We start from the raw sequence: 17,437 nt of genomic DNA on the forward strand, positions 1-17,437 counted from the left end.
GTCCAACAAAGGGACGGCCGCAATATGTCGCCATGGGAAGTTCCTTCGCAGCCGGGCCCGCGATCACGCAAGCAGCCGAGAACAGCCCTTGGTTTTGCGCACGCTCGCAGGACAACTATGCGCATCAACTCGCAAGCTTACGCGGCCTTTCTCTGGTGGATGTGAGCTGCGGTGGCGCCACCACCAAAGGCATCCTCGGCGGCGGGTTGTTGATGTTGCCTGCACAGATCGACGCTGTAACAACGGAGACTGAACTCGTCACCGTAACCATCGGCGGCAATGACATCGGCTACACCGCCAACATCATGGCGATGGGCTGCGATGACAGCGCACCTTGGTATGTGCGGGCCATTGGAGGATGCAAGACGCGAAGCACGCAAGAGATGGAGCAGGCGTTGCCCAAATTGTTTGAGCATCTTGTCGCCATCATCGATGAAGTCCATCGACGTGCGCCGAAGGCTCAAGTTGTATTGCTGAACTACCAAACCATCCTGCCGCAGAAGGGGACATGCGAGCGACTCGGCTTAAGCGAAGCGCAAGTTGCCCAAATGCATTCCATCGCCGAGAAACTCGCTGCGGTGACCTATGCAGCAGCAGAGGGCCATGGCGCATTGCTGATGGACGCCAAGCATCTGACCCAAGGCCATGATGTCTGCGCTTCCGATCCATGGATCAATGGCATGCATCCACGTAAGGGCCTGATGGGAGCGCCTATCCACCCCACGCACACGTCAATGACCGCAGTGGCGCAGGGATTAAACGCGTTATTGGGCCCGGCCCGATAAATAAAGATAAAAATAGACCTGAGGGATTGGATTTTCCCTGCGTTTACATAAGGTACAGAGCCCGCAATCGCTTGCGGTACATGCTCATATGGCCTATGGATAGGTGAGTTTGGCTCGGCTTGTGGAGACGAGATGCCAGAGATTGGGATAACAGTGTCAGAGACCCCAGCGCATGAAGCGTTTTCAAGCGTTGAGGTTGCGGCGTTGTTTAAGCGTTTTCAGCCGGCTTTGATCCGATTCTTTGAGCGGCGCTCGTTTTCTTCGGCTGATGCTGAAGATCTCGCCCAAGAAGTATTCATAAAAATAACGCGACTCGATTCCTCAGTAAATATCTGGCAGCCAGAGGCGTTTCTATTCCAAATCGCGGCCAATGTGCTCCGCGATCGTGTGCGGCGAGACAAGTCTAGGTTCCAGGGCCATCACGTCACGATTGATGATGCGGTGGATATTGGTGAGGTTCCTTCCGAAGAAAGCGTTTATGAAGGTAAGGAGTCTTTAAATCAGTTCTTGCTGGTCTTAAGCGGGCTGACTCCTAAATGCCGCATCGTTTTTTTGCTGCACAAATACGAGGGATTGAGTTACTCGGAGATTGCAAGGCGCTTTGATATATCCGTCAGCGCCGTGGAAAAGCACATGATTCACGCAATAAAGCAGTTAAAACAAAAATGGCAGGGTGGCCTATGAAAAAGGGCATGCCTCCAAAAGCACGTGTAATCAAGTCCGTTGAGGATGAAGCCGCCGAGTGGTTCGCCAAGATGCGGTCGGATTATCGTGAGCCTCGTTTGCAGAGCGAATTTAATCAATGGCTCGCTGCCAGCCCTGAGCATGAGAAGGAATATCGCGCATTCGAACGCATGTGGTCGGATTTCTCTTCGCTGTCTTTAGCAGAACCCGTCATCGCGCTGAGAAAGGAAGCCGTTACAGAATCGACGCGTGTGCTGAATCCTCATCGCATCGGACGGCGCAGGGATTTCCGTGCGCTTGCTGCTAGCGTCGCCATTATTAGTATCGGCGTCATTCTGACAATGACGCTGCTGCCGCTTCAGCGTGCCAGTTATCAAACTGAGCCTGGCGATCGACACACGGTTTATCTCGCCGACGACAGTGAAGTCACGCTCAATACAGACTCAGCGATTCGAGTCGAATTCACATTATTTTCTCGCCGCGTTTTCCTTGAACGTGGGCAGGCGCATTTTAAAGTCGCACATGCAGTGGTGCGTCCGTTTGAAGTCGATGCGGGCTCAGGCTTAATCCGCGCTTTGGGTACGGCCTTCGACGTCTATCGCCATGGCGAGGATGTGGAAGTGACCTTGATCCAAGGCAAAGTGGACGTGACATCACTAACGGCTTCAGATTCAGCGACGGTGCAGCATGCCGTTCTCACGCCGGGCCAACAGGTCCGCGTTACATCTGAAGGAATCTCGCCTACGCATGTGGCCAGTCTTGTCAGAACGACGGCATGGCTCAGTGGGCGATTGGTTTTTGAAAACGAACGCCTCGGGGATGTCATTCAAGAAGTGAATCGCTACTCAAGCGTCAAGCTGATTGTGATTGATCCCGATCTTGCGGATATTCATATCAGCGGTGTATTTCGCGCGGGTCGCGCTGAGACTTTTGTTGATGCGCTGAGATCTTCGTATCCCGTAAAAGCGACAGCAGTCGGTGGCGGTTTATTGGTAGAGCCCAATGCATCGATGCCATGGCCTGTGCAAAGTGCTTCTTCTGCACGAGTTCAAGAGCGCGCAAAAAATAATGCTGAACCTGTTGCTCAATAGACTGGTATCTTTCGCACTGTCATTGAGTCACTCAGAACAAGCGTGCAAGATTTTTGCGATAAAAATAAAAATTACACTGAGGTCATTCTTTCGCGATCCGTTGTAGAGAATAGGCGCACAAAAACGAGAAGCGCCGTTTTCTGGAGGAGATAATGAAAAGGATTAAGTGGCGCTTCGTTCTGCTTGCGTGCCGCAAGCTTTTAAATATCAGCATTGTCGTTGCTGCACTGAGCACATCAGTTGCATGGGCGCAGGATGCAAAAGACCTCAAGGTCGAATCACAAGATGCTGGATCAGCGCTGAAAGCTCTTGCACTCCAAGCAGATTTTGAAATTCTAATTCCGCAAGAACTTGTAGCCGGAAAAAAATCGAATGCGATTAGCGGGCGTTATACAACGCTAGAAGCGCTCAATCGTATGTTGATCGGCACGGGGATTTCCTACCGCAGCGTGGGCGCGAATGCGTTTGTCGTTGAGGAGGGCGACGTCAGTAAAATCCCTTTTGCCAGAAGCCCCGATGGCGCAATGACAACGCTTGCGCAAGAAGGGCTGCCGACCGCTAATGGTGCTGCTGATGCGGCAGTAGGCGTAGAGACTGTTGGCGAAAAGCCTGAAGCCGATACGAGCGTATCGACAGTCAAAAAAGGCGGCATCGAAGAAGTGATTGTGACTGCACGTAAGCGTGCAGAGTCCAGTCAGAACGTTCCCATTTCCATCACAGCTATATCCGCTGACGACATCAAGACCATGGGCGTTCGCAACATGGGTGATCTCGAAGGCATCGTTCCTGGCTTGAACATGGGCGGCGGTGGTAACGGCATCAAGAAAGATAACAACCCATTTATTCGCGGCATCGGTCAGCGCGAAACGAAAGTAACGCTCGATCCAGGCGTTGGCACTTATGTCGATGGCATTTATATTGGTCGTCCATCAGGCGGTTTGTTTGATGTTGCTGATGTCGAAAATGTAGAAGTGCTGCGTGGCCCGCAAGGTACGCTGTTCGGCCGTAACGCGACTGGTGGTGCGATTGCGATCACGTTGAAGAAGCCGGGCAACGTTTTCGCCGGCCATCTCAACACCAACATCGGCAACTACGGCCGACGCGATGCGTCGGTGGCGTTTGACGTGCCAATCGTCGAAAACCTTCTGCTCACTCGCTTGACCTTGTCGAGCATGCAGAGCGAAGGCTTCTTCACCAACGTCGTCGATCACAGCAAATGGGGCAATGACAATCGCATGTCCGGCATCGCACAAGTTCGCATTCTGCCGACCAACGATTTCAGCATCGATATCCTCGGCGAGCGCACGCGCATTCGTGAACGTCCTCGTCCACAGAGATGTAAGTTCCTGCGCGCACCCGGATATATTCGATCTGCGCAGGTTGGTTTCCTAGATGTCATCAGCGGATTTTTGGGAACCCCTACTTTTGAATCCCAATGCCGTGCATCAGAAAATCTTCCTCAAGATCAATTCTCCAGCGATCTTGCTCAAGGCATCGACTATCGCAACAACGCCCCCGGCAGTGAGAGCGACTTGCAGTCGCAGGCTCGCTACTGGGTTGATACCAGCACCTTGGGCGGCACCGCTAAGTGGAATATCGGCGACATTGGCCCGATCTCTGGCTTGACGTTCAAGAGCATCAGCGCATGGAGAAAAACCGGCCAGATCGCCGATGAAGATCTGGACGCCGTCGGCGGACCTTATCTGCTGCGTGTTCAACCATCGATGACGTTTACCAGTCAGGTCTCACAGGAATTCCAGTTGACCGGCTCAACGTTTAACGATCGCTTGTTCTTCAGCACCGGTCTGTACTACTTCGGTGAGAAGACACCGCATGATGATCTGATTTTGTCAGCCGGCATTGCGCAGGGGCCCGGATTCTTTAATGGCCGCCCCGAGGAGGAGTTCTACACGCTAGGATTTGAACCTGCATTGGAGCGCTTGGAAACCAACAACAAGGCTTGGGCCTGGTTCGGCCAGATGGACTTCGACATCACGAAGGAATGGCAGCTGTCGGCCGGCCTGCGCTACACCAACGAAGATCGCTGGTCGCGCTATTCCAAGGGCACTGTCGATCCAAAGAGCATGGTCAGAGGCGACATCACGACGAGTGGTGGCAGTCAGGCAGTTGGCACTGTTTACGCGACATCGACTTTGCCGGGATATCAGCCGGTGCTCGACTGGAGGTTCGGTGCCTGCTTGAGCCCCAGCCAGCCCGGCAAACTTTGCTTGGCGACAGGATTCGAAGACGAATCACTCAATCCAGCGAATTTCGTGCTGGGCGCTATGCCGGGTGATGAGATGCGCCGCAAAGACATCGCCTTTACGCCGATGTTGAGTCTCAAGTACAAGGCAAGCGATGAAGTGCTGAAGGCGCTGCATCTCAACGCCGGCATGGCCTATTTCACTTATAGCCAAGGCTTCCACTCCGGTGGTGTCACGGCGGGTGCAGCTGATGACAATAGCAACGGCACGGGTGATCCAGTGCAGTTCAAGCCTGAATACGTGAAGAACTACGAGTTCGGTTTGAAGACGCAGGCATTCGACAATCGCGTGCAAGCCAACTTCGCTGCGTTCTACATGGACTACACGGACATGCAGTTGACCAGCACGGCCATCAGCTTCGTTGGCGCGCCGATCCCCTATGTATCGAATGTCGGCAAGTCAGTGATCAAAGGCATCGAGGCAGAATTCGTATTCATGCCAATGCCTGATTGGCGCGTCATGATGAACGGCTCCTTTACCGATGCTGATATCAAAGTATGGATGGAGAAGCAGACGAAACTCGACACTGCGCGTCACTCCGGCGAAGTGAACTATCTCGATCGTAGCGACGAACCAATGCCACGCGTGCCACGCCTGCAGGCCTTCTTCATGACGGATTACACCTTCCGTCTGGCTAGCCGAGCAACGATCACGCCGAGCGTCGCAGTTCGCTACACGTCGGAGATCTACAACGGCTTTGATCGCGGCAGCTATTGCTTCACTTACGGTGGTGTGTGTGATCGCGGCATCGCTGTTGGCTTCATGGATCCACCGGATACCAACACGACTCCTATCGTTTTGGAACCAGGCACGAAGCATGCTTTGACGTCTGACAAGGCTGCATTTGTGGATACACGCATTTCATGGATGTCGAGTGATGCGCGGACTGAAATTGCACTCTGGTGCAAGAACGTTCTGAACAAGGACGACTATTTGGTCAGCGGCATTCCGCTCACAGATGTGAATGGTGCAACCGGACAGATCTACGCAAACCCACGCACCTACGGCATGAACATGACCTATCACTTCGGCGCGGAGTAAGCGCACGGTGATTCGAAATGTTCAATGCATTGTTGTTCTGATCTGCATGTTGTTCGTATCGGCACCGGCGCATAGCGCGCCGGCTGCCGATGCGGTTGTAGGTGTTTGGTTAGACGCAGACAAGCGCGGCTATGTTGAGATTTACCGCGTGGCAGATGTCTATCAAGGACGTGTCGTAGGTTCAACGGATGGCGTTGTCAAGAACGATGTAAAGAACCCCGTTGATGCAAAACGATCACAGAGTCTTTTAGGTCAAGACATCATCAAAGGCCTGACGTATGACGGCCAAGGTCGCTGGCAAGGCGGCACCATTTATAACCCCGATGACGGCAACACTTACTCGGTTCGCTTAACCGTCGTTGATGCCAACACGCTGGATCTGCATGGCTATCTCGGCGTTCCACTGTTCGGAATTACCCAGAAGTGGACGCGAGCTGAAAAAGCTAAAGCGATGACATTGCAATAGCGCAGTTTCTATTCTTCAAATAAAAAGCGTCGCAAGAACCGAATCAATATAAAGAATCAAGATGAAGTCTCTAGGGACTTCATCTTGGCTTGCGGATAAAGAACAATATTTCCATCCGCATCAGGCTCCGCATAGAGCGCAAAGTACTTGCTCATTGAGTCCACAAATTCAGCCGGCTCTCCAACAGGAAACACACCGCTGACGCGCAGGGCTTTCAATTGCTGATCTCCAATGATGATGTGGCGCTTGGAGTATCGATTCACTTCTGCAACGGCTTGCATTAGCCCTTCGTCATTGAAAACGAGCTTGCCCGATAACCAAGCGATGCTCCGATCCATCGGGGCAGTCTCAACAGTCGTCGACGTGACTGAATGCCCGTTGGCAATGAGAAGACGCTGGCTAGCGCGCACAAATTTCCCAGAGGATTCTGCAGGCTTTGCATTTGTCAGAGCGCCCGGATCCGTGACCAGCACGGTTCCTTCAGCAACAGTAACAACGACATCTGCCTTATCTTGATAGACATCAAATGCGGTACCGATGGCATAAACAATTCTGTTCTTGGTCTCAACGGCAAAGGGGCGATGCTCCTTTGCAACGCGGAAATACGCTTGGCCACGCTCCAGCCGGATAGTTCGCACGGTATCCGTGTAATTAATGCGAATGAGAGAGTCCGTATTCAAAGTTACGCGTGATCCATCGGGCAGCGAAATGGCGCGTTGCTCTCCTATCGCCGTTTGATAGGAGCTATTGGTATTAGGCCAAAAAACCAATGTGGCAACGCCAATCGTCGTGATGCAGATTGATGCCGCTATTGCGAAGATCATGGTCCGCTTGGGTTTTACTGGCGCGACTTCATTGATAAATCGTGGCGCAGGAATATCCGCTACAGCCGAGTGCGTGGCCTCAGCCACCATCGGATCTCTTGCATAGCTACCGGTCGTTGACCAGAAGCGTTCAAATTCTGCATAGGCCTTTCGATTCGCGGTGTCTTTATCCAGCCACTCATCAAAGCGCATGCGATCTTGTTCACTAACGTCATCCGCACGTAAACGAGCAAACCAATTAGCGGCTTCGCGAGTGGCGGGAGGAATAATGCGGGTTGTTGAGGTTATTTTATTCATCTATATGTCCGCGTTATAACGGCCCAAGCGAAGCGTGAAATTGAAGTAAGGCTCGAGACATATGCTTCTCGACAACGCTGGCGCTGATGCCAAGGCGCAGTGCAATTGCGCCGTAACTCAAACCCATGAAGCGGTGCATTAAAAATACCATTCGACGTCTTGGCGGCATGCCGGCAACAACTTCGAGAAATTGTTCAATCGCCTCTCTGCCTTCATAGACGCGCTCTTCGGACGGAGACTCACCTTCGTAACCAGAATCTTCGAAAGAGATATGTTGGCTCGCGTGATGTGTGGCCTCGCGTCGCGCACGATCGCGCAGCAGGTTAGATGCCGTTTGAAATAAATAAGCTTCAACATGATCAATATTCGTCGTGTTGCCTTGTCTCGCAATTCTAATAAATACTTCTTGCACCAGATCTTCCGCATCTGCTCTATTGCTGATGCGCTTGCTGAAATAACGCAGCAAAGCAGACTGGTAACGACGAACCAGAAGGTCCAGCTCGCCGTTAAATTCTGCAGAGATACGATTCTCCGTCTCTGGAACTACATCCATATCAACGCCTATATTGGCCATCGATTACCCTCGAATAGTTATGGCCGCATTCATGTGCGGCTCTCCCCAAGATTCAAAGCTAAGTCAGAAAATAGGCAGGCGCAATGATTCTGGCGATATATTTCATCGGAGGAGGGGTGTCTTGGTTGCAGCGCGTCTTGCGGATATGTACTCGGCAATTACGCCAAGGCTGCGGGGGATAAAATGACAAAAAATAATGTTTCAGAAGAAAGATCACATCGACTAGAACGGCGATGTGATGAGACCGTAATGGGACAAATCGCAAAAAAAGTCAGCGCACTCAAGGCGATTCTTATATCGCTGATGTTCTTTATGGTTTGCGGCTCAATGCCCGCTTTAGCGGCTGAGCCCCTTATTCGTTTCGATATTCCTGCGCAGGAATTATCGTCATCACTCAATCAGTTCTCGGTGTTGAGCAACCGAACGCTGATTTATTCGCCCGAGCTTGTTGGTGGACTCACCGCGCCTGCCGTGCAGGGAGAGTTCACTCCAGATCAAGTGATTCAAAAATTGTTAAATGGTACGGGACTGATCTACCGCGCAATCGGTGATGAAAAATACGCTGTCGTTAAGGAGGGCGACATTACCGGCTCCCCTTTTGTGGAAGGCCAGAGCAACATGGCGCAGATTGCTCAAGGCGGCCCGAACTCAGGACTAGACGCTCCAACTGATGCAAGCGCGAATGCTACGTCAACAACAGATAAAAATTCTGAAGTATTGACCGTTAAGAAAGGCGGCATCGAAGAAGTGATTGTGACTGCACGTAAACGTGCTGAGTCTAGTCAGAGTGTTCCCATTTCCATTACCGCGATATCCGCTGACGACATCAAAGCCATGGGCGTTCGCACCATGGGTGATCTTGAAGGCATTGTTCCTGGCCTGAACATGGGTGGTGGCGGTAACGGCATCAAGAAAGACAATAATCCATTCATTCGCGGCATTGGCCAACGTGAAACAAAGGTAACGCTTGATCCTGGTGTTGGCACTTACGTCGATGGCATTTATATCGGGCGTCCATCAGGTGGTTTGTTTGACGTTGCCGACGTAGAAAACGTAGAAGTGCTTCGCGGCCCGCAAGGCACGCTGTTTGGTCGTAACGCGACCGGCGGTGCGATTTCGATCACGCTGAAGAAGCCGGGCAACAGTTTCGCCGGCCATGTCAACACCAACATCGGCAACTACGGCCGGCGCGATGCCTCGGTGGCGTTTGATATACCGATCGTCGACAACCTCGTGCTCAGTCGGCTGACCCTGTCGAGCATGCAGAACGACGGATACTTCACTAACGTCGTCGATCACAGCAACTGGGGTAACGACAATCGTATGTCTGGCATCGCGCAAGTCCGCATCTTGCCGACCAGCGATCTCAGCATCGACATCCTCGGCGAGCGCACGCGCATTCGTGAACGGCCTCGTCCGCAAAAATGTAAATTCTTGAGAGAACCTGGATACATCAGATCCTTTACGGGCCTGCTGATGGATCTCGCAAACGCCAGCGTTGGGGTTCCCACTTTTGAATCCGTGTGCCGCGCATCGGGAGATCTCCCTCAGAATAAATTCTCCAGCGACCTTGCTGAGGGCATCGACTATCGCAACAACGCTCCGGGCAGTGCCAGTGACATACAGCCGCAGGCCCGTTACTGGGTGGATACCAGCACGCTGGGCGGCACTGTTAAATGGAATATCGGCGACGTCGGCCCGATCTCTGGCTTGGCATTGAAGAGCATCAGTGCTTGGAGAAAAACCGGTCAGATCGCCGATGAGGATTTGGATGCCGTCGGCGGAACTTATCTGCTGCGTGTTCAGCCATCGATGACGTTTACTAATCAGCTCTCGCAGGAATTCCAGCTGACAGGCGCCACTTTTAACGACCGTCTGTTCTTCAGTACTGGTGTGTATCTCTTCGGCGAGAAGACGCCACGTGATGAGCTGATCTTGTCCGCCGGCTTGAGCCAAGGAACAGGTGATTTCGGTGGTCGTCCGCCGGAGGAGTTCTATACGCTGGCATTAGAACCTGCAAAAGAACGTCTGCAAACAGACAACAAAGCTTGGGCTTGGTACGGACAGTTTGATTTCGACATCACCAAGCAGTGGCAGCTTTCAGCCGGTGTTCGTTATACCAACGAGAATCGCTGGTCGCGCTACTCCAAGAATAATGTTGATCAGAAGACCATGGTCAATGGCGTCATCACAGGGAGTGGCGGCAGTCAGGGCGCGGGAACGGTGTTCGCGTACTCAACCTTGCCGGGCCTCAAGCCAGTGCTCGATTGGCAGTTCGGTTCTTGCATGAGTCCTAGCGAGCCCGGCAAGCTTTGCGTGGTCACGCCATTCGGTGACGAAAACACCAATCCAGCGAATTTCGTTATAGGGGCGATGCCAGGAGACGAGAAGCGTCGCAAGGACGATGCGTGGACACCGATGCTCAGCTTGAAATACAAGGCCAGCAGTGAAGTATTGAAGGCTCTGCATCTCAACGAAGCCATGACCTATTTCACTTACAGCCAAGGCTTTCACTCCGGCGGTGTCACCGCGGGTGCGCCTGATGACAACGGTAATGGCGTTGGTGATCCGATCGAGTTCAAACCGGAATACGTCAAGAACTACGAAATCGGTTTGAAGACGCAGGCCTGGGACAATCGAGTACAAGCCAACTTCGCTGCGTTCTACATGGACTACACCGACATGCAGCTGAGTAGCACGGGTATCAGCGTTGTTGGCATCCCGGTTCCGTATGTGTCGAATGTCGGCAAGTCAGTGATTCAAGGCGTCGAGGCGGAATTCATTGTGATGCCGTTGCCCGACTGGCGCGTCATGTTCAACGGGGGCTACACGCATGCCGACATTAAGGAGTGGAACGAGAAGCAGGTGAAGCTGGACTTCATGCGTCGTTCGGGTGAAGTGACCTATATCGATCGCAGTGACGAACCGATGCCACGCGTGCCGCGCTTTCAGGCTTTCTTCATGACGGACTACACATTCCGTCTGCCTAGCCGCGCCACGATCACGCCGGGAGTTTCGGTCCGCTACACGACAGAGCTTTACAACGGCTTCGATCGCGGTAGCTATTGCTATACCTACGGCGGCGTCTGCGATCGCGGCAATAACCGCGGCTTCTTTGATCCACCCAACGATGCGGTCATCGTGCCGGAACCAAGCGCGAAGCATGCTTTGACGTCTGACAAGGCCGCATTTGTTGATACACGCGTCGCATGGATGTCGAGTGATGCGCGGATGGAAGTTGCACTCTGGTGCAAGAACCTGCTGAACAAAGATGATTATATGGTCAGCGCCATTCCGCTCACCGACGTCAATGGTGCTACAGGTTTGATCTACGCAAATCCACGCACCTACGGCATGAATATGACCTATCACTTTGGCGCGGAGTAAGAGCGCGGTGATTCGAAGTGTTCAATGCATTCTTGTTTTGATCTGCATGCTTTTTGTATCGGCACCGGCGCATAGTGCGCCGGCTGCCGATGCAGTTTTAGGTGTTTGGCTAGACGCAGACAAGCGCGGCTATGTTGAGATTTACCGTGTGGCAGATGTTTATCGAGGACGTGTCGTAGGCTCAACGGATGGTGTTGTTAAGAACGATGTGAAAAACCCCGTTGATGCAAAGCGATCACAAAACCTTTTAGGACAAGACATCATCAAAGGTCTGACGTATGACGGCCAAGGTCGCTGGCAAGGCGGCACCATTTACAATCCTGACGATGGCAACACCTATTCAGTTCGTTTAACCGTCGTTGATGCCAACACGCTTGACCTGCATGGCTATCTCGGCGTTCCACTGTTCGGAATTACCCAGAAGTGGACGCGAGCTGAAAAGCCAAAATAGCGCTCGGCCCCATCAAATTACTAACTCAATATCCCAACATTTCATTTAAATTCAACACTTAAACGAAACGGACTTCACTGGCTGGCGCCTGCCAGTCACTTTCCCAAAAAAAGATGTTCCGGATTTCTACGGACCAGTTGTCTTTAGTTAATTGGAGACAAGTCATCTTTGTTTGATGGGGTAGCAATGGAAGATGCAGGGCAAGTCAACGAGTGGTTCATGCGGGAGGTCCTGCCGCTGGAGCCTTTGTTGATGCGATTCTTCCGGCGTAACTGGCGCAACGAATCGGATTTGGTCGATCTGCGGCAGGAACTCTATGTGCGCATCTATGAGTCTGGCCTTAAAGGTCTGCCTTCACAGACCAAGCCCTTCGTCTTTATGGCGGCGCGCAACCTGCTGATCAATCACGTGCGCCGCGCGCGAATTGTTTCTATTGAGGCTGTGGCAGATTTGGACGCGATGAACGTCGCAATAGATATGGTGACTCCGGAGCGCGAGGTCACCGCCAGAGATGAATTACGTCAGTTACAGATTGGTTTGAATAATTTGCCGCCTCGTTGTCGTGAGGTGGTGATGCTCAGAAGAATCGAAGGTTTGTCCCAGCGCGAAGTCGCAGCGCAATTAAGTGTCGGCGAAGATACGGTAGAGAAGCACATGATGTATGGAATGCGTGCACTAATTAATTTCATGCTGGGAGGCTCCGGCAAGATTGAGCGCAAGCCGAAGGGTTCGCGTAAGCACGAGGCGGTTGGACATGAGTAACGCAACTCGAATTGAAGAAAGTGCCGTCGCTTGGTGCGTCAAGCGAGAGCGTGCTGATTGGAGCGCCAGCGATCAAGCGGAGCTGGACGCTTGGTTGTCGGAATCTACCGCGCATCGCGTCGCCATGCTGCGCATGGAATACGGCTGGCAACGTGTGGATCGGATGGCTGCTTTGCGCAGCTCATCCTTGAGCCAAGTGGCCCCAGTTCATTCGCCGTACCAACCTGATTCTAAAAAGCGCTGGCTGGCAATGGCAGCGGGATTTTTGCTGGTGATGAGCCTGAGTATTTTTGGCGCGCAGCAATGGATGGGGAATGGCACACAGCGTTACGTGACGATGGTGGGTGGTCACGAAACCGTTCCTTTGAAAGACGGTTCTAACGTGGAACTCAATACCAACACACATCTACGCGCAGTTGTGGATGAAAAAGCGCGCGTGGTTTGGTTGGATAAAGGTGAGGCCTATTTCGAAGTGGCGCACGATGAGAAGCGTCCTTTCGTTGTGTATGCAGGAGATCGACGCATCGTTGTGTTGGGTACGCACTTCTTGGTGCGACGTGATCACGATCGCATTGAGGTCATGGTTGCGGAAGGCCGTGTGAGAGTAGAAGGTGTGGACACAACCAAGCCGCTGAAGTCGGCCATCATTACGCCCGGCAATATGGTGGTCTCTGAATCTGGCTCGATGATGGTTGCGATGGCCTCGCCAGAAAAAGTTGAAAGTGAATTGGCATGGCGACGTGGTTATCTGGTTTTTGATCGAACCTCATTGGCCAGCGTTGCTGAGCAATTCAATCGCTATAACGAGAAAAAGATTTTGATTGAAGATCCTAAAATAATCGATACGCGAATCAGTGGTAGTTTTGAAGCGAACAATGTCGATGCGTTTGGTCGACTGTTGCAGCGTGCATACGGATTGTCAGTCGTGGATCACAAAGGTCAGCTTTGGATCGCGCAGCAAGAATGAATAAGAAAAGTCATCGGCTTTACATTGAGTCGGTGACGAAAAATAATTTCGATGTTCCGGAATTAACAGCGAGAGTTGTCTCAATCAGAAGCGGCCATTGAGAGCCGATAGAGAGGAGACACAAGGATGTCGTATAAAAATAGAATGAGATCTGCTGTTGCAGGTCTCTTGTTGTCTATCGTTGTGCCAGCAGTGCTTGCGCAACCGCAAAGTTTCCAACTTGCTCCCGGGGATCTGAGCGTAGCGCTTGATAGCTACATTCGTCAGACCGGCGCGCAAATCATTTATCGCGTTGATCAGGTTAAAGGCGTGCAAACGCCAGGCGTGTCGGGTGATTACTCCCCAGAAGTCGCACTAGAAAAAATCTTGGCAGGCACGCCATTCTCAGTCGCGCGAGATGCATCGGGCGCAATGGCGATTGCGCGCACTGAAGATATTGAGCGCATGTCGAAACTCGCGCCTGCGGGCTCGGAGACATCAAGCCCAAACGCCTTAACCGTTCCGGGGGACGCAGCCGCCCTCGGAGCGGTAACTGATGCAGGCACCGCTGCCACTGAACAAGCTTCTAACGTTACAACGGTCAAGAAGGGCGGCATCGAAGAAGTGATTGTGACTGCGCGTAAGCGTGCAGAGTCCAGTCAGAATGTTCCCATTTCGATCACTGCAATCTCAGCTGACGACATCAAGACGATGGGCGTTCGCACCATGGGCGATCTTGAAGGCATCGTTCCTGGCTTGAACATGGGTGGTGGCGGTAACGGCATCAAGAAAGACAACAATCCTTTCATTCGCGGTATTGGTCAGCGTGAAACGAAAGTAACGCTCGATCCAGGCGTCGGTACTTACGTCGATGGCATTTATATCGGTCGTCCATCAGGTGGATTGTTTGATGTGGCCGATGTGGAAAATGTAGAAGTGCTTCGTGGTCCACAAGGCACACTGTTTGGTCGTAACGCAACCGGTGGTGCAATTTCCATCACGCTGAAGAAGCCGAGCAACACTTTTGGCGGCCATCTCAGCACCAGCATTGGCAGCTTCGGCCGACGCGATGCATCGGTAGCGTTCGATGTGCCAATCGTCGACAACTTCTTGCTCAGTCGTCTGACCTTGTCGAGCATGCAGAGCGAGGGTTTTTTCACTAACGAAGTCGACCACAGCAAATGGGGCAACGACAATCGCATGTCTGGCATCGCGCAAGTTCGCATTCTGCCAACAAGCGATCTCAGCATCGATATCCTCGGTGAACGTACGCGCATTCGTGAACGTCCTCGTCCGCAGAAATGTAAGTTCCTGCGTGCGCCGGGATATATCCGATCCGCGCAGGTTGGTCTTCTGGATTTTTTCAGCGGTACGCTGGGAGTTCCTACTTTCGAATCCGAATGCCGCGCGTCCGAAGCGCTGCCGCAGGACCGCTTCTCCAGCGATCTTGCCAATGGCATCGACTATCGTAACAACGCACCGGGCAGTGCCAGTGACTTGCAGCCGCAGGCTCGCTACTGGGTTGATACCAGCACGCTGGGCGGCACGGCTAAATGGCACATCGGTGATGTGGGTCCGATCTCTGGCATGGAGTTCAAGAGCATCAGCGCTTGGAGAAAAACCGGACAGATCGCCGATGAAGATCTGGACGCTGTAGGCGGGCCTTATCTGCTGCGTGTGCAGCCGTCGATGACGTTTACCAGTCAGCTGTCACAAGAATTCCAGTTAACGGGTTCTACTTTTAACGATCGTCTGTTCTTCAGCACGGGCGTGTACTTCTTCGGTGAGAAGACGCCGCATGACGAGTTGATCCTCTCCGCCGGTGTGGCACAGGCTCCGGGCTTTTACGCGGGCCGTCCGCCAGAGGAGTTCTATACCTTCGGACTGGAGCCTGCAAAAGAACGCTTGGAAACAAAAAACAAAGCTTGGGCTTGGTTTGGCCAGATGGATTTCGACATCACGAAGGAATGGCAGTTGTCGGCTGGCCTGCGCTACACCAATGAAGATCGCTGGTCGCGTTACGCCAAGAACAATGTCGATCCGAAAAGCATGGTCAACGGAACCATTACAGGGAGCGGCGGCAATCAAGCCATCGGAACTGTTTTCGCGTATTCAACTGAGCCCGGATTTAAACCGGTGCTCGACTGGCAGTTCGGTGCCTGCTTGAGTCCGAGCCAGCCCGGCAAGCTTTGCGTGACTACGATAGAAGGCGTCAATGAAACCATCGACCCGGCGAATTTCGTACTGGGCGCGATGCCAGGTGATTCACTGCGTCGCAAGGATGATGCTTGGACGCCGATGCTCAGCCTCAAATACAAGGCAAGCGATGACGTTCTGAAGGCGCTGCACCTCAACGCCGGCATGGCCTACTTCACTTACAGCCAAGGCTTTCACTCTGGCGGCGTCACGGCGGGTGCTGCTGACGACAACGGTAATGGCACCGGCGATCCGGTCGAGTTCAAACCGGAATACGTCAAGAACTACGAAGTCGGTTTGAAGACGCAGGCATTGGACAATCGTGTGCAAGCCAACTTCGCTGCGTTCTACATGGACTACACGGACATGCAGTTGACCAGTACGGGCATCAGCTACGTCGGCGCACCGATTCCGTATGTATCGAATGTCGGTAAGTCAGTGATTCAGGGTATCGAGGCGGAATTTATTGTGATGCCGTTGCCCGATTGGCGCGTGATGCTCAACGGTTCCTTTACCGATGCCGACATCAAGGAGTGGAACGAGAAGCAGACGAAGCTGAACATCCTGCGCCAGTCCGGCGAGGTGAACTATCTCGATCGCAGCGACGAACCGATGCCGCGCGTGCCACGCGTGCAAGCGTTCTTCATGACGGACTACACCTTCCGTATGGCCAGCCGAGCCACGATCACACCGAGCGTTGCAGTTCGCTACACGTCGGAGATCTACAACGGCTTTGATCGCGGCAGTTACTGCTTCACTTACGGTGGTGTGTGTGACCGCGGAATCGCCGTTGGCTTTTCGGATCCGCCGGACACCAACACGACACCGATCGTTTTGGAACCAGGCACGAAGCATGCTCTGACGTCCGATAAGGCTGCGTTTGTGGATACACGCATCGCATGGATGTCTAGCGATGCGCGGACGGAAATTGCGCTCTGGTGCAAGAACGTTCTGAACAAAGATGATTATCTGGTCAGCGGTATTCCGCTCACGGATGTGAACGGTGCGACCGGGCAGATCTTTGCAAATCCACGTACCTATGGTCTGAACATGACTTACCACTTTGGCGCGGAGTAAGCGTGCGGTGATGCGAAGTGTTCAATGCTTTCTTGTTTTGATCTGCATGTTGTTCGTATCGGCACCGGCGTATAGCGCGCCGGCTGCCGATGCGGTTGTAGGGGTTTGGCTTGATGCAGATAAGCGTGGTTACGTCGAAATCTACCGTGCAGGCGATGTCTATCAAGGGCGGGTCGCTGGTTCTACGGACGGCGTGGTCAAGAACGATGTAAAGAATCCTGTTTCTGAGAAACGCAAAAAGACGTTGTTAGGCCAGGACATCATCAAAGGCCTGACTTTTAACGGCCAAGGACACTGGCAGGGCGGCACGATCTACAACCCTGACGACGGCAACACCTACTCGGTTCGTTTAACCATCATCGACGCCAACACGCTGGATCTCCACGGATATCTTGGGGTTCCACTGTTCGGTATGACCCAAAGATGGACGCGATCTACCGAAATGAGTGCGCGTGCTTCGGGTGGCGGGGACCGTTGAAAGGCTCTTGCCATTCTTTACAAAAAAATTTTGCAGCGGCAATGCGGTTTTTGCTTTGCCCTGCGTCTTATAGATAGATGCCCGTGAAAACGGGCGGTCCGAGCGACAGGACAG

13 protein-coding genes are annotated in these 17,437 nt (G+C 52.8%); 11 read left to right on the top strand and 2 right to left on the bottom strand.

Features of this window, described 5'->3' with window-relative positions; genetic code table 11:
- Window positions 1–32: 32 nt before the first annotated feature.
- From CJD38_RS17700 to CJD38_RS17720, 5 genes are all read left to right on the top strand, one after another.
- On the top strand, window positions 33–785 hold the full coding sequence (locus CJD38_RS17700; RefSeq protein WP_206363067.1) for an SGNH/GDSL hydrolase family protein: 753 nt from the start codon (window positions 33–35) through the stop codon (window positions 783–785).
- A gap of 132 nt (window positions 786–917) precedes the next feature.
- Complete coding sequence (locus CJD38_RS17705; RefSeq protein ID WP_107941725.1) at window positions 918–1,469, top strand: RNA polymerase sigma factor; 552 nt, start codon at window positions 918–920, stop codon at window positions 1,467–1,469.
- An 8-nt stretch (window positions 1,470–1,477) separates the two neighbouring features.
- Window positions 1,478–2,560 (top strand): FecR family protein, encoded by a 1,083-nt coding sequence (locus CJD38_RS17710; RefSeq protein WP_161554286.1) that lies wholly within the window; start codon window positions 1,478–1,480, stop codon window positions 2,558–2,560.
- Between the two features lie 152 nt (window positions 2,561–2,712).
- Complete coding sequence (locus CJD38_RS17715) at window positions 2,713–5,865, top strand: TonB-dependent receptor (RefSeq protein ID WP_107941727.1); 3,153 nt, start codon at window positions 2,713–2,715, stop codon at window positions 5,863–5,865.
- A 7-nt stretch (window positions 5,866–5,872) separates the two neighbouring features.
- The gene (locus CJD38_RS17720) at window positions 5,873–6,331 is read left to right on the top strand and encodes a DUF2147 domain-containing protein (protein WP_107941728.1); all 459 of its coding nucleotides are present in this window, start codon (window positions 5,873–5,875) and stop codon (window positions 6,329–6,331) included.
- A gap of 56 nt (window positions 6,332–6,387) precedes the next feature.
- Here the strand turns inward: CJD38_RS17720 and CJD38_RS17725 are convergent, their stop codons facing one another.
- Together CJD38_RS17725 and CJD38_RS17730 are read right to left on the bottom strand one after the other, a co-directional pair.
- The gene (locus CJD38_RS17725; protein WP_107941729.1) at window positions 6,388–7,452 is read right to left on the bottom strand and encodes a FecR family protein; all 1,065 of its coding nucleotides are present in this window, start codon (window positions 7,450–7,452) and stop codon (window positions 6,388–6,390) included.
- Window positions 7,453–7,465: 13 nt separating this feature from the next.
- Window positions 7,466–8,026: an RNA polymerase sigma factor gene (locus CJD38_RS17730; protein ID WP_107941730.1), complete on the bottom strand. Its 561-nt coding sequence runs from the start codon at window positions 8,024–8,026 to the stop codon at window positions 7,466–7,468.
- A 249-nt stretch (window positions 8,027–8,275) separates the two neighbouring features.
- On the opposite strand from CJD38_RS17730, the gene CJD38_RS17735 reads away from it, so the two are divergent.
- The 6 genes from CJD38_RS17735 (at window position 8,276) to CJD38_RS17760 (ending at window position 17,323) form a co-directional block, all read left to right on the top strand.
- Window positions 8,276–11,413: a TonB-dependent receptor gene (locus tag CJD38_RS17735; protein ID WP_161554287.1), complete on the top strand. Its 3,138-nt coding sequence runs from the start codon at window positions 8,276–8,278 to the stop codon at window positions 11,411–11,413.
- Between the two features lie 46 nt (window positions 11,414–11,459).
- On the top strand, window positions 11,460–11,864 hold the full coding sequence (locus CJD38_RS17740; RefSeq protein ID WP_107941732.1) for a DUF2147 domain-containing protein: 405 nt from the start codon (window positions 11,460–11,462) through the stop codon (window positions 11,862–11,864).
- A gap of 219 nt (window positions 11,865–12,083) precedes the next feature.
- Window positions 12,084–12,626, top strand: coding sequence for an RNA polymerase sigma factor (locus tag CJD38_RS17745; protein WP_206363068.1), 543 nt, complete (start codon window positions 12,084–12,086; stop codon window positions 12,624–12,626).
- Window positions 12,619–13,593 carry a FecR family protein gene (locus CJD38_RS17750; protein ID WP_107941734.1) on the top strand — a complete coding sequence of 325 codons (975 nt, stop codon included), beginning with the start codon at window positions 12,619–12,621 and terminating at the stop codon, window positions 13,591–13,593. Before CJD38_RS17745 ends, CJD38_RS17750 begins: the two co-directional genes overlap by 8 nt.
- A 144-nt stretch (window positions 13,594–13,737) precedes the next feature.
- Window positions 13,738–16,845: a TonB-dependent receptor gene (locus CJD38_RS17755; protein WP_206363069.1), complete on the top strand. Its 3,108-nt coding sequence runs from the start codon at window positions 13,738–13,740 to the stop codon at window positions 16,843–16,845.
- Window positions 16,846–16,891: 46 nt separating this feature from the next.
- The gene (locus tag CJD38_RS17760) at window positions 16,892–17,323 is read left to right on the top strand and encodes a DUF2147 domain-containing protein (RefSeq protein ID WP_206363070.1); all 432 of its coding nucleotides are present in this window, start codon (window positions 16,892–16,894) and stop codon (window positions 17,321–17,323) included.
- The last annotated feature ends 114 nt before the right edge of the window (window positions 17,324–17,437 follow it).

Origin of the sequence: Stenotrophobium rhamnosiphilum (assembly GCF_003052265.1) — a bacterium.
Classification (GTDB): Bacteria; Pseudomonadota; Gammaproteobacteria; order Nevskiales; family Nevskiaceae; genus Stenotrophobium; species Stenotrophobium rhamnosiphilum.

Coding starts and splice junctions, on each gene's coding strand:
- CJD38_RS17700 (WP_206363067.1), top strand. CDS start 33: ATGGGAAGTTCCTTCGCAGCCGGGCCCGCGATCACGCAAGCAGCCGAG.
- CJD38_RS17705 (WP_107941725.1), top strand. CDS start 918: ATGCCAGAGATTGGGATAACAGTGTCAGAGACCCCAGCGCATGAAGCG.
- CJD38_RS17710 (WP_161554286.1), top strand. CDS start 1,478: ATGCCTCCAAAAGCACGTGTAATCAAGTCCGTTGAGGATGAAGCCGCC.
- CJD38_RS17715 (WP_107941727.1), top strand. CDS start 2,713: ATGAAAAGGATTAAGTGGCGCTTCGTTCTGCTTGCGTGCCGCAAGCTT.
- CJD38_RS17725 (WP_107941729.1), bottom strand. CDS start 7,452: ATGAATAAAATAACCTCAACAACCCGCATTATTCCTCCCGCCACTCGC.
- CJD38_RS17730 (WP_107941730.1), bottom strand. CDS start 8,026: ATGGCCAATATAGGCGTTGATATGGATGTAGTTCCAGAGACGGAGAAT.
- CJD38_RS17735 (WP_161554287.1), top strand. CDS start 8,276: ATGGGACAAATCGCAAAAAAAGTCAGCGCACTCAAGGCGATTCTTATA.
- CJD38_RS17740 (WP_107941732.1), top strand. CDS start 11,460: ATGCTTTTTGTATCGGCACCGGCGCATAGTGCGCCGGCTGCCGATGCA.
- CJD38_RS17745 (WP_206363068.1), top strand. CDS start 12,084: ATGCGGGAGGTCCTGCCGCTGGAGCCTTTGTTGATGCGATTCTTCCGG.
- CJD38_RS17750 (WP_107941734.1), top strand. CDS start 12,619: ATGAGTAACGCAACTCGAATTGAAGAAAGTGCCGTCGCTTGGTGCGTC.
- CJD38_RS17755 (WP_206363069.1), top strand. CDS start 13,738: ATGAGATCTGCTGTTGCAGGTCTCTTGTTGTCTATCGTTGTGCCAGCA.
- CJD38_RS17760 (WP_206363070.1), top strand. CDS start 16,892: ATGTTGTTCGTATCGGCACCGGCGTATAGCGCGCCGGCTGCCGATGCG.